8 protein-coding genes, 1 tRNA gene and 1 rRNA gene are annotated in these 12212 nt (G+C 44.1%); 5 read left to right on the plus strand and 5 right to left on the minus strand.

What is annotated here, in order from left to right; genetic code table 11:
- Positions 1-203 precede the first annotated feature (203 nt).
- Genes KA717_17070 through KA717_17080 form a run of 3 tightly spaced genes read right to left on the minus strand, consistent with a single transcriptional unit; the run spans position 204 to position 2865 of the window.
- Entirely contained in the window at positions 204-1049 is an 846-nt protein-coding gene (locus KA717_17070) for a tetratricopeptide repeat protein (protein ID UXE64076.1), read from the minus strand.
- A complete protein-coding gene (locus KA717_17075) occupies positions 1046-2290 on the minus strand; it encodes a tetratricopeptide repeat protein (protein ID UXE64077.1) in 1245 nt (414 codons plus the stop codon). The genes KA717_17070 and KA717_17075 overlap by 4 nt, the downstream gene beginning before the upstream one ends.
- Positions 2291-2340: 50 nt before the next feature.
- Positions 2341-2865, minus strand: a complete 525-nt coding sequence (locus KA717_17080) for a hypothetical protein (GenBank protein UXE64078.1) — start codon at positions 2863-2865, stop codon at positions 2341-2343.
- 702 nt (positions 2866-3567) lie between these two features.
- Here KA717_17080 and KA717_17085 point away from each other — a divergent pair.
- Positions 3568-4161, plus strand: a complete 594-nt coding sequence (locus KA717_17085) for a DUF3782 domain-containing protein (GenBank protein ID UXE64079.1) — start codon at positions 3568-3570, stop codon at positions 4159-4161.
- A gap of 112 nt (positions 4162-4273) precedes the next feature.
- On the opposite strand, the gene KA717_17090 is transcribed toward KA717_17085, so the two are convergent.
- Together KA717_17090 and KA717_17095 are read right to left on the minus strand one after the other, a co-directional pair.
- Positions 4274-6838 (minus strand): arylsulfatase, encoded by a 2565-nt coding sequence (locus tag KA717_17090; GenBank protein UXE64080.1) that lies wholly within the window; start codon positions 6836-6838, stop codon positions 4274-4276.
- A 793-nt stretch (positions 6839-7631) separates the two neighbouring features.
- Positions 7632-7895 (minus strand): DUF3146 family protein, encoded by a 264-nt coding sequence (locus KA717_17095; protein UXE64081.1) that lies wholly within the window; start codon positions 7893-7895, stop codon positions 7632-7634.
- A gap of 161 nt (positions 7896-8056) precedes the next feature.
- On the opposite strand from KA717_17095, the gene KA717_17100 reads away from it, so the two are divergent.
- The 4 genes from KA717_17100 to KA717_17115 all read left to right on the plus strand — a co-directional run bounded on the left by KA717_17100 (position 8057) and on the right by KA717_17115 (position 12109).
- Positions 8057-8899, plus strand: a complete 843-nt coding sequence (locus KA717_17100; GenBank protein UXE64082.1) for a YaaW family protein — start codon at positions 8057-8059, stop codon at positions 8897-8899.
- Positions 8900-9157: 258 nt separating this feature from the next.
- Positions 9158-9871: a phosphoadenosine phosphosulfate reductase gene (gene cysH / locus KA717_17105; GenBank protein ID UXE64696.1), complete on the plus strand. Its 714-nt coding sequence runs from the start codon at positions 9158-9160 to the stop codon at positions 9869-9871.
- Positions 9872-10370: 499 nt separating this feature from the next.
- A 16S ribosomal RNA gene (locus KA717_17110) occupies positions 10371-11863 on the plus strand.
- A 172-nt stretch (positions 11864-12035) separates the two neighbouring features.
- Positions 12036-12109: transfer RNA gene (locus KA717_17115), tRNA-Ile, on the plus strand.
- Positions 12110-12212 lie beyond the last annotated feature (103 nt).

Below are 12212 nucleotides of genomic sequence, written 5' to 3' on the forward strand. Positions count from 1 at the left end.
GTAACTTGCACAAGTGATCGCTCCTTCCCGAAAGAGAAAAACAGATCGCACTACGAAATTAGTTATAACGAGGTCGCCCCTTACCCAAAGATAAAAAGCGATCGCCTCTAAAAAATTAATTATAACGCGATCGCCACTCCCCAAAAATTGACTCTCCCAAAATAATCGCCTCTTACCAATTAGATAAAAAGCGATCGCCCTATTCAAAAACCAAACAAAAATCCACGGCTTGATTTATAGGCTAATTCACGAAAATAATAAGCTGAGGTATTTGTAGGATCAAGTTGTATTACTTTATTAAAATCAGAAGCAGCCTTCACATACTTTTGTAATTGAAGATAAACATGACCACGCAGATAGTAATTATTTTTATCGTCAGGATCAAGTTCTATCACCTTATTATAATCAGAAATAGCCTTTTCATATTTGTTTAAGTGAACGTAAGTTAAAGCACGATTCCAATAAGCACGTGTATAGTTAGTATCAAGTGTGATCGCTTTATTAAAATCAGAAATAGCCTTTTCATATTCGTTTAATTTAAGGTAAGCATAGCCGCGATTATAGTAAGCAAGATTGGTAGGATCAAGTTCTATCAATTTATTACAACCATAAATTACCCGTGCATAGTCATTTAATCGAAGGTAAGCATTGACACGATTCGTATAAGCAAGTATATAGTTAGGATCAAGTTCTATCGCTTTATTAAAATCAGAAATAGCCTTTTCATATTCGTTTAATTGAAGGTAAGCGTAGCCACGATTATCATAGCAATAAGATATATCGTTGGACTTAAGTGAGATCGCTTTATTAAAATCAGAAATTGCTTTCTCATATTCTTCTAAGTGACAGTAAGCGATACCACGTCGATAGTAAGCATTTGTATGGTTAGGATCAAGTTCTATCGCCTTATTAAAATCAGAAATAGCCTTTTTGTGTTCGTTTAATTCAAGGTAAGCTGAACCACGAAAGCAGTAAGTACTCGGTTCATTAGGATCAAGTGCAATCGCTTTATTAAAATCATAAATAGCCTTTTCGTTTAATTTTTTCATAATTCGTTTAAGGTAAGGTAAGCTACACCACGATTTTTGTAAGCTGGTGCAAAGTTAGGATCAAGTTCGATCGCCCTATTATAATAAGAAATAGCTTTCGCATATTCTTTTAATTCATAGTAAGCATAGCCACGCTCATTATAAGTATAAACGAGTGTATCGTTAGGATCAATAGATTCTGTCGAGCTATATTGCTCTAAAAACCTAATTTGTTCCTCTCTGTAGTATATTTCTGCATTCAAATCACGCTCTTCTTTACAAAGGCGATCATAAACGTCACTTACTTGAGAAACTAATACTTTCAAATCTTCGGAATCCAAACTAAACTGCTGTAAATTGGGAGATTTTTTGAAATGATAGAGGTGATAAAAAGAACAAACTAAACCAATAATATTAGTCAACAAATCGGCAATTTTATCTTGTCGATTTAAACTATAGAGTCCTAATTTTCGATAAAAAGAAGGATCGACTTTTTCTTCTAAGCGAAAATCGTAGTTAACAGCTTCACAACTAAAAGTCGTGTAACTATTTTCTGAATCGGGAAATAAATTCCAGAATCTTAACTGAGGATGAATTCTTTGAATATATTGTTCTTTTGCTTCAACTCCCTGAATCGTGCCATAAACTAAAATAGTGGGAATATCATGTAAAAGGCTCTGAATATAATCTGTATCTAGATCCGCATTAAATAAAGGACGTTTAATATAGCCTGATTTTTTAATAGCTAAATCATGCCAACGAGCTTTATTATAACTCAAATCAAAAGCTGTACTATAATTAACAAAACCTCCTTCTTCATTTTCCGACTTTGAATAGTTAGTATGCCAAAAAGGAGCAATTAAAATTAAAGGTAATTTCGTTTGCTGATAGAATTGCAAAAGATCTTCTCTAGTCTTTTCATGATGATTAGTAAAAGGACTATTCTTTTCCTCTGACGTTTCTTGTCTGATCCATTTTTGCGTTTTTATGTGATAACTCGATTTGATTTCCTCAATTGAATCTTGCTCCTTTACTCTCAAGTCAGAATTAAATGACGCTTCTTCTTTTCTAATGTCAAATGATTTTTCTAACTCGTTCATACGATGATCATGACGCATTGGTTCGAGAAATACACACTGACACAAATTATTAATAAGAGATGCACCAATAGCCCCAGAAGCACTCAAAGCCGCCGCAATAACCGATGTACTAACAGGTTCAACCATAGAGTGTGAATTTAAATCTTCCTTAGTGTCGTTCATAAAAAAACTGCTTTTAAAAATTAAATCTTCAGAAAAAACTTAGGGTTTAATTATGCTGCCCCTAAAATATCAGCACCATAAACGACAAAAACCGTCCCACTATTTTTTTTCTCAACTTTAAAAACATAATGATTACTTTCCCAATGTATAGACAAAATTTTTCCTGTCATTGTCTGTCCCTCTTTCTCAAATACGATCATTTCCCCGTCATGGTAATTAGGTGTTGACTTAGGAAAAGGATTTTGTTCACTGCCACTACGCTGGGTATCAATATGATTTTCATCATTGTTTAATTCTTCATAGCTTGAATGTTGGCTATCATGAAAACCATTTGTTGATGTGTGATTGTGATGACTATCATCGGAGAAATAAGAATCATCAGAATTATAATGATCGTAACTGGAATGATCGTGATCGTTTCCATAATAACTACCATCATTTTCATTATGACTTGAGTGATCATGGTGAGTGTCATAAGGATTATGTTCATGGAGATTACTATGATCATTATAATTAGCTTGATCAATAGAATAATCAATAGAGTGCGAATACAAATCTTCGTTACTGTAGTTCATAATTTTGTCTGACAAGTGGAAGAATCGCAAAAACAAGTGCGATCGTCGACCCTGTAACTTGGGTTAACGAACACAATCCAATGATAACCTCATTTTTGGTTACTGCAATCACTTTCTCTGATGAAGTGCGATCGCCCCTTACCCAAAGATAAAAAGCGTGCCTATACTGGTGTGTCGCAATTATGAGACAGTTTGCGAATTGAGATGTTGATCAACCAACGTAGAAAACTGCTGAATATCCACCTCGTTATATACCTGAACTTGTACCTGAGAATCAACTCGATCCATCAGGGCTTGAAACGCAGCTTGATCGTTTCGATGCTCTAAAACATACTTTTTCAACTCTCGCAGAGTCATTGTTTGAAAATTAGACTTCATTGACAAACCTCCAATTCCCATTTTGGTAAATTTCGATCAAAATTTCTTCTCCTGAGAGAATGATAACATTCCCCGTTCTCTGATCTAACCGTACCAAATCAACAGAGAGATACAGATTGGTTAAATTTTGACATAACTGAAAGCATCGTAATGCCTGTTGAGTTGTTGGCAATCTATTGATCTCCTTTTTTCATCGAATAGCGATCGCCCCTTACCCAAAGATAAAAAGCGATCGCCAGTCTCCCAGAAGATTAGAGGAGCGATTCTTAAAACGTAATTTAGAATGATTAGGATAACCCAATATTCTTTAATACCCAACTTTCCATGCCTGAAAACGCGATTACCTTAGACGACATTTACGCTCTGTTCCGCGAAAGTGAACAGCAACGCAAAGAGTATCAACAAGACTTTGAGGAACGTCAACGTAACCATGAGAACACTTACAAGCAGGAAATGGCTGATCTTCGCCAGATTGTTGCCCAAACCAATAAACAAGTCGCTGGATTAAGCAGTCGGTGGGGAGAATTTGTCGAGAATTTGGTCAAACCCGCCGCCGCCCAATTGTTTCGGGAACAAGGTATTGATGTTCACCATACCGCCTTGCGAGTTGATGCTCAGGATAGCGAGGGTTCCCTGGAAATAGATATTTTGGTTGAAAATACCAATGAAGTTGTGGCGATTGAAGTCAAATCTCATTTAGAAGTCCGCGATGTTAAACGATTTTTACAAACCCTAGAACGTTTTAAAATAGCCTTTCCAAAATATCAAGATTACAAACTCTATGGAGCCGTAGCAGGAATTAAGATAGACGAACGATCTGATGTTTATGCAACTCAGGAAGGACTATTTCTAATTGAACCCGCAGGGGATTCTGTCATTATTGCCAATAGCCAAAAGGTTAAACCGAGAATTTGGTGATTTGTTCTCTTGTTCAGCAATCATCATGCTCAACTTGCGATCGCCTCTTACCCAAAGATAAAAAGTGATCGCCCTTTACCAACTCGATAAAAAGCGATCGCCAAAATTGTCCTTACTCGGAAACAGGATTGTTCCGTTGGGCAGTTTCGAGTTTCTTGATGTCTTCTGGTGACAGTTGAGGGCGATCGAGTTTCACCGTCAGCTTGTTGAGCTTACCAGTGAAAGCAAATGGCGGCTGATAATCCGCATCATTCACCCCCGTCAGGGTATCGGAGCCAACGTCAAAGCTCTCATCCCATTGCAGAATCATCGGCAGGGTCTTGGGCATCGTCTTCGTGGCAACGACTTGGCTGTCAACCTTGAGTGTACCAACGCCAGGACGACCGACACCAGAGAAGTTATTGAACGCAAGTGTACCCGCACCCAGACCATCGTACTTGAAGTCGAACTCCACCGTATGCTGGCCGGGGGTGAGTGCTTCCGTCCCCTCCCACTTGAGTCGTTCCATGTCAACCAGATTCCAGAGCCAAACGGGTTTACCCTTGAGCAGGTAGAAGCCATAGCCTGCAAAGCGACCACCAGAGGTCAGCATAATCCCCTCCGCACCGCCTTGGGGCACCTCAATGTCCGCCGTGACGGTGTAGGAGGTGTTGAGCAAGACCGGAGAATCACCCTGGGGCAGACCGACCATCGGACGAGTGTAAACGAACTCGCTACGGCCTGCGGTAACGTTGGGTCGAGGGGCAACAATACGGGCAGCCACCGAGGCATCCAACGGTAAGACCTGGTACCTTTTGGCCTCTGCCAGGAACTCCTGCCTCATTTCCTTCAGCTTCTGCGGGTTTTGCGCCGCAAGGTCTTGAGTTTGGGAGAAGTCCTCATTCAGGTTGTAAAGCTGGAATACCTGGTTATTGAGCGGATCGGGGTTGGCGGGGCCAAACGCTTCCCAGGGGGCCCGATTTACCTTCGTACTGAGAACCCAGCCGTCCTTATACAATGCCCACTGACCAAACATTTCAAAGTACTGAGTAGTGTGGCGTGAGGGAGTCTTGGCATTCTTGGGGTCAAAGGTGTAGAGAAAACTGGTGCCTTCGATCGGTGCCTGCTTAATGCCATCAACCACTTCGGGTGGGCGAATACCAGCGGCCTCCAGAATGGTCGGCACGACATCGATCACATGGACAAACTGCTCGCGCAAAGCTCCTTTATCCTTGATGCGCGCTGGCCAGGACACCACCATATTCTGGTTGATGCCGCCCAGTCGCGACGCATTTTGTTTGAACCAGTCGAAGGGCGTGTCAAAGGCCCACGACCAGCCGGCCGACATATGGTTGTAGGTTTGATCCGTACCCCAGACATCATAAAATTTCAACTGTACATCGGCGGGTAGTTTATTCAGACCATTGAAGAAAGCCACCTCGTTGGGCGTACCTAGGGGGCCACCCTCGGCACTGGTACCGTTGTCGCCGTTAATGTAGATGACTAACGTGTTGTCAAGCTTACCGATATCCTGGAATTGCTGAACTACACGCCCGACTTCGTAGTCGTTATAGGCACTGTAGGCGGCGAAGACTTCGACCTGACGAATGAAGAGCTTTTTCTCCTCCGCCGTGAGTTGATCCCAAGGTTTCAGGACATCACTGGGCCAGGGCGTTAACTTCGCATCCTTGGGAATTACGCCGAGTTGCTTCTGGTTCTCGAAAATGCGATCGCGTAGCTTTTCATAGCCGTCGTCAAACAAGTGCATCGCGTGAATTTTATCCACCCATTCCTGGGTCGGATGGTGCGGTGCATGGGTAGCACCTGGTGCGTACTTGATGAAAAGCGGCTTGCTGGGATCAATCTGGTGCATCCGCGTCATGTAGTCGATCGCATCGTCGGCCATACCAGTGATCAGGTTCCATTTCCCTTCCTGACCCTTGAAGGGATAAATCTGCGTCGTGTTGCGGAATAGGTTGGGTTGCCACTGGTTAGCATCGCCACCGACAAAGCCGTAGAAGTACTCGAAGCCCATGCCAGTCGGCCATTGATCAAAGGGCCCAAGCTGACTAGCCTGAAACGCGGGTACGTTGTGATCCTTACCGAACCAAGCGGTGGAATAGCCATTGTCCTTCAGCAGGCGGCCGATCGTCGCCTTATCTCGTTCAATGATGCTGTTGTAGCCAGGAAAGCCAGTGGACTGCTCGGAAATCACGCCAAACCCAGCGGAGTGATGATTGCGTCCGGTAATCAGGGCCGCCCGTGTCGGCGAACACAACGCCGTCGAGAACATCCGGTTGTAGCGCAAACCCTCTCTGGCGATGCGATCCATAGTCGGGGTTGGAATCACACCGCCGAAGGTACTCGGTACGCCGAACCCAGCGTCGTCGGTGATGATCAGCAGTACGTTAGGGGCATCCTTGGGTGGCACGATACGGGGGGCCCACCAAGGCTTGGATTGTAGAGCAGCGTCTTTGATCACACCGCCAAATTTGGGAGCGGGGGCTGGAAGTTGCTCCCCACTGATGGACATGGTGGCACTGGGAGAACCTGGTACGCCGTTGATTTTTTGGGCCAGTACAGGAAACCACCAAAAACCAGAGGTAACGACCATCACTAGGGCGAGAAGTCCTGTTATTATCGGCTGGAAAAGATTTGGCAGAAGGCGATCAAGTAGGGATTTTAGATTTTTGAACATGGTCGTTGCATCACAATTTTTCAGGAACAATCAAGAAGTTACAATAACGTTAGCAATGGCAGAGAACAAGCAAGTTATGGGTATAGAAAACATTTGATGTCTATTCTATAGTGAAAACAAATTGTTTTTAGCGTTGGTCTTCCTTTCATCAATTTAACCTAATCTACAAAGCAGCGATCGCACCATGAAGGCGGTAGCACAAGATCACAATTTTAAAGTTTAATCAACAAGATCGGCGCTCTCGCTACAATAACCGAATAAATTCTTCTACACTTAAATCAATACCTCGAAGAATAGCGCGTAGGGTTCCTTTTGCCAATCATAGATGATCTGGTATAAAGACTTGAGTAAAAAAGTGAATAAATAAATCAACTATATTGGTATGTTTTTTAATAGTTTTGAGAACATATTTGTTGGCCAGAAATTGGCCAAATTCCTGACTATATTTCTCAAGTTACTCCCGAAAAGGGGCGATCGCTTTTTCCGCTTCGACTAGCTACTGTAGATGCTTCAAATTGATCACCAAGGATGACAACTGTGCCAGAAAAAACTGTGCCATTGCTTTGCCCCCAATTTTATTTCCTAAAATGACTGGATTTCTACGACTAAATCTTAACGAGGTGATCATACCGCTCAACCAATCTCTTGCCAATCAGGGCATTGCTGATTTGTAGGCTACTACCCTGCAAAAGCTAAACTATTCAGAGGGTACTTACTGGAGCTAGTCAGAGTTGTTCCTTAGCATTTCCTCAGCCCGTTGCTAAAACACCTGAAAAATTTCCTATTTTGTCTCTCATAATTTGGCACGAAGCACCAATTCATAGTCGCTCCCTGGCTCCAATTGATAATCACTGCGTTCTAAAAAGCGACCCAAAGGTTCATAGATCAGCGATCGCCCCAGGGAAGGCTGAACCAATAATCGTCGTCGTCGAAAATGCCACTGGAACTGCCACTGGTAAACATCCGTTTGTATCTCCCCTTTGAGCAAGCCCTCTTGCCAGGATAAATGGGTGACACGAATATGAGCAACGGTTTCAGGAAGAGGTTTAGAGGACACGAATCAGCTCTAGCAACAAAAATTTGTCAGATTAACCATAGCAAACCCCACCCTTTTTGTCAGAAACTCAAAAGTTGGAGCATCGTCAATTCTAAAGTTTCTGCTATAAAATAGGAAAGTTAACAAACTCCTAAATACATTAAGTGGTAGAGGGTAAATCCTTGGATGAACTGCGGTCAGCACTGGAACTAGCCACAGAAGATGAACTAAAACAACTTACCCAAATTCTCTTTTGCCGTAAATTTAATCCGCTAGATTATTGGAAAACACCGCAGCCGATTGAAATACAAAGCCAAGATTGGCAAGCCTGGCTCGATTCCCTTGAAAAGCGTTTTCGTTATCTTGCCGCCGATGGTTTAACGGTATTGCGAGGCAAAACCCGACAATTTAGTTATCGTCAAACACTGATTCAAGTCTGTCACTATTTAAAGGTTCCCTACGCTAACCAGATGGCTACGACTGACATTGAAGCAGAGATATTTTTACATTTGGTTAATAAAGCCTGGAAAAAGCTGCCCAAGAACGAACAAAAATCCCTCTCAATTCGCATTCAACAAGCCCTAGCGCGATCGCCCTGGCCCGAACCCCTACCCGTTCAGTTACAACATAATCCTGTCGATGTGCTATTAAAAGGAGGCAGCGCGATTACCATCAGTTCTGTTCTCAAACCTTGGATTCTTAAACAAATTATTCAGGAATTTACGCTGCATTTTGCCCGTTATCAAGTTGCTAAGACTGCCTTGGTTGAAGGAGGTACAGCGATCGCCCTACAAGTAGAAAGTCAAGTGGCCCTGCAAGCGGCTAGACAAGGAATGACAATGACTGCGGCTCGGTATGGAACAGTTAGAACTATTTTCTCGTTAGTTGGCCCCGTGCTCTGGGGATGGTTTTTAGCTGACTTGGGTTGGCGAGCGATCGCCACTAACTATGGACGCATTATCCCCGTTATTTTTGCTTTAGCCCAAATTCGTCTAGTGCGTACCGAATACTGGCAACTAGCCTAACTTGGCCCTTGGCCGTTGAAATATCAATTTTCCCAAAAAATTTTGTGACTCAGATTACGACGAGAGCAGCGAGGGGAGCGTAAAATGGGATACAGAATTTTTGATATTGTTGCTCTACCAATTTCTATGCCCCAATCGCAACTGATTGATTCTCCCAATGGACAGGTTAAGGCTCAATTTTCTCCCCATAACACTATAACCAACGGGAAAACAGACACAGCAGATTTCAATTCCTTTCCCGATCTAGACTTAGCCTTCATAAACGAACAGTTAGATAAAGCAAAAGCTGAACAGATCGTTGAATGGGCCGACCAAACCTTCGGAGAAGGCCTGGTCATGAGCACTAGTTTTGGAATTCAAGCCGCAGTCATGCTTCATCTTGTTACTCGTATTGTTCCCCAAATTCTCGTCATTTGGATCGATACCGGCTATCTTCCCCCAGAAACCTATCGTTTTGCCGACCAACTCACCCAACGGCTTGATTTAAACCTAAAAGTCTATCAATCGTCCCTCAGTCCAGCCCGTATGGAAGCCCTATATGGGCAACTATGGCAACAGCAAGACCTAGAAGCCCTGAATCGTTATGATCAAATTCGGAAAGTCGAACCCATGCAGCAGGCCTTACAAGAGCTAAAGGCGATTGCCTGGCTAGCCGGTTTGCGACGAGATCAAACAGCCCATCGCCAATCCCTACAACCCTTGGTCAAACAAGGTCAACGCTATAAAGTTCTGCCTATCCTAGATTGGAACGCAAAAGACATCTATCAATATTTAACTGCCCATGACTTGCCCTATCATCCCTTCTTTGATCAAGGATACGTCTCCATTGGTGATTGGCACTCAAGTCGCCCCCTAACCGCTGACGACAATAACGAACGAGATACTCGCTTTCATGGACTTAAACAAGAATGTGGGTTACATCTGCCCCTTAGTGTCGAAGCAGCTCAAAGTCTTGACTCCAGTACCTTATAGACAAAGAAACGACGAATCACTGACTGATTTTCAAGATCACCAGAACTTCATGGGATTGGATATCGTTGGATTACAAAGGGCGTACACCATCATGATGCGAAAAAGGGGCGAATAGCAGTCTTGACCTATCTCCCCCCAGATATTCCTAATTCGCCAAGGACAAAATGCTTAAGCCAAGGAACTAAAAGCTCCATCCCCATCGGCATGAATATCCGTAGAAAGTAAGAAGAGAGGGTGTTGAGTGGTTGTTGTAGAGAGTGTAAAAACTTTTTTTAGAAAAAGGGGTTGACAAAGCAGGGAAAGATCCCTATATTGGTAAATGCGCGGTTGAGAGCGGAAGCGAAGGAAACGCGCCGAACCTAGACAAATCAATAGTTTGAAAGAAAAAGCCAAACCCTTGTAAATTAAAAAACTAATTCTTTCATTGGTGGTTTAGTTTACTAGACATCAGTGAAAAAAGCAAGAAAAAAGAGCCGATAGACTTAATAAATTGGTAAAAACAATGGAGAGTTTGATCCTGGCTCAGGATGAACGCTGGCGGTATGCCTAACACATGCAAGTCGAACGGAGTTCCTTCGGGAACTTAGTGGCGGACGGGTGAGTAACACGTGAGAACCTACCTTCAGAATGGGGACAACAGTTGGAAACGACTGCCAATACCCGATGTGCCGAAAGGTGAAAGATTTATCGTCTGAAGATGGGCTCGCGGCTGATTAGCTAGTTGGTAGTGTAAGGGACTACCAAGGCGACGATCAGTAGCTGGTCTGAGAGGATGAGCAGCCACACTGGAACTGAGAAACGGTCCAGACTCCTACGGGAGGCAGCAGTGGGGAATTTTCCGCAATGGGCGAAAGCCTGACGGAGCAATACCGCGTGTGGGAGGAAGGCCCTTGGGTTGTAAACCACTTTTATCAGGGAAGAAGCTCTGACGGTACCTGATGAATAAGCATCGGCTAACTCCGTGCCAGCAGCCGCGGTAATACGGAGGATGCAAGCGTTATCCGGAATCATTGGGCGTAAAGCGTCCGTAGGTGGTTTGTCAAGTCTGTCGTCAAAGAATGGAGCTTAACTCCATAAAAGCGGTGGAAACTGAGAGACTAGAGTTCGGTAGGGGTAGCGGGAATTCCCAGTGTAGCGGTGAAATGCGTAGATATTGGGAAGAACATCGGTGGCGAAAGCGCGCTACTGGGCCGAAACTGACACTGAGGGACGAAAGCTAGGGTAGCGAAAGGGATTAGATACCCCTGTAGTCCTAGCCGTAAACGATGGATACTAGGCGTAGTCTGTATCGACCCGGACTGTGCCGAAGCTAACGCGTTAAGTATCCCGCCTGGGGAGTACGCTCGCAAGAGTGAAACTCAAAGGAATTGACGGGGGCCCGCACAAGCGGTGGAGTATGTGGTTTAATTCGATGCAACGCGAAGAACCTTACCAAGACTTGACATGTCTGGAATCCTGATGAAAGTTAGGAGTGCCTTAGGGAGCCAGAACACAGGTGGTGCATGGCTGTCGTCAGCTCGTGTCGTGAGATGTTGGGTTAAGTCCCGCAACGAGCGCAACCCCCGTTTTTAGTTGCCATCATTAAGTTGGGCACTCTAGAGAGACTGCCGGTGACAAACCGGAGGAAGGTGGGGATGACGTCAAGTCATCATGCCCCTTACGTCTTGGGCTACACACGTACTACAATGGTCGGGACAACGGGCAGCTAATCCGCGAGGACAAGCGAATCCCAACAAACCCGGCCTCAGTTCAGATTGCAGGCTGCAACTCGCCTGCATGAAGGAGGAATCGCTAGTAATCGCAGGTCAGCATACTGCGGTGAATTCGTTCCCGGGCCTTGTACACACCGCCCGTCACACCATGGGAGCTGGTCACGCCCGAAGTCGTTACTCCAACCGTTCGCGGAGGAGGATGCCTAAGGCAGGGCTAGTGACTGGGGTGAAGTCGTAACAAGGTAGCCGTACCGGAAGGTGTGGCTGGATCACCTCCTTATAGGGAGACCGTACCCACTGAATTCTGAAAGCAATCAGCAAATAAGAAAAAAGTAGGTTATCCCAAGGTCGTGCAAGGGAGAAAAGGTAAAAACTTTCAAACTATTAGAGTCGGTTCGTACCTAAGACTAACTTTCCGAAAGGGAGGGTAAAACTTAGAAAAAACCAGACAAGGGCTATTAGCTCAGTTGGTTAGAGCGCACGGCTGATAACCGTGAGGTCTCTGGTTCAAGTCCAGAATGGCCCACTGGATTAATCTTTTAGATTAATCATCACGAGCGCGTAAAGATTGGTAAAAAGAATCGGCATCCTATCTAAACAGGAAAAACTGTAATAGAGGGAATGCTGGT

Source organism: Woronichinia naegeliana WA131, assembly GCA_025370055.1.
In the GTDB taxonomy this organism is placed as follows: domain Bacteria; phylum Cyanobacteriota; class Cyanobacteriia; order Cyanobacteriales; family Microcystaceae; genus Woronichinia; species Woronichinia naegeliana.

Bases quoted from the DNA above. Each gene is read 5' to 3' on its own strand.
- KA717_17070 (UXE64076.1), bottom strand. From the start codon at position 1,049: ATGAAAAAATTAAACGAAAAGGCTATTTATGATTTTAATAAAGCGATT.
- KA717_17075 (UXE64077.1), bottom strand. From the start codon at position 2,290: ATGAACGACACTAAGGAAGATTTAAATTCACACTCTATGGTTGAACCT.
- KA717_17080 (UXE64078.1), bottom strand. From the start codon at position 2,865: ATGAACTACAGTAACGAAGATTTGTATTCGCACTCTATTGATTATTCT.
- KA717_17085 (UXE64079.1), top strand. From the start codon at position 3,568: ATGCCTGAAAACGCGATTACCTTAGACGACATTTACGCTCTGTTCCGC.
- KA717_17090 (UXE64080.1), bottom strand. From the start codon at position 6,838: ATGTTCAAAAATCTAAAATCCCTACTTGATCGCCTTCTGCCAAATCTT.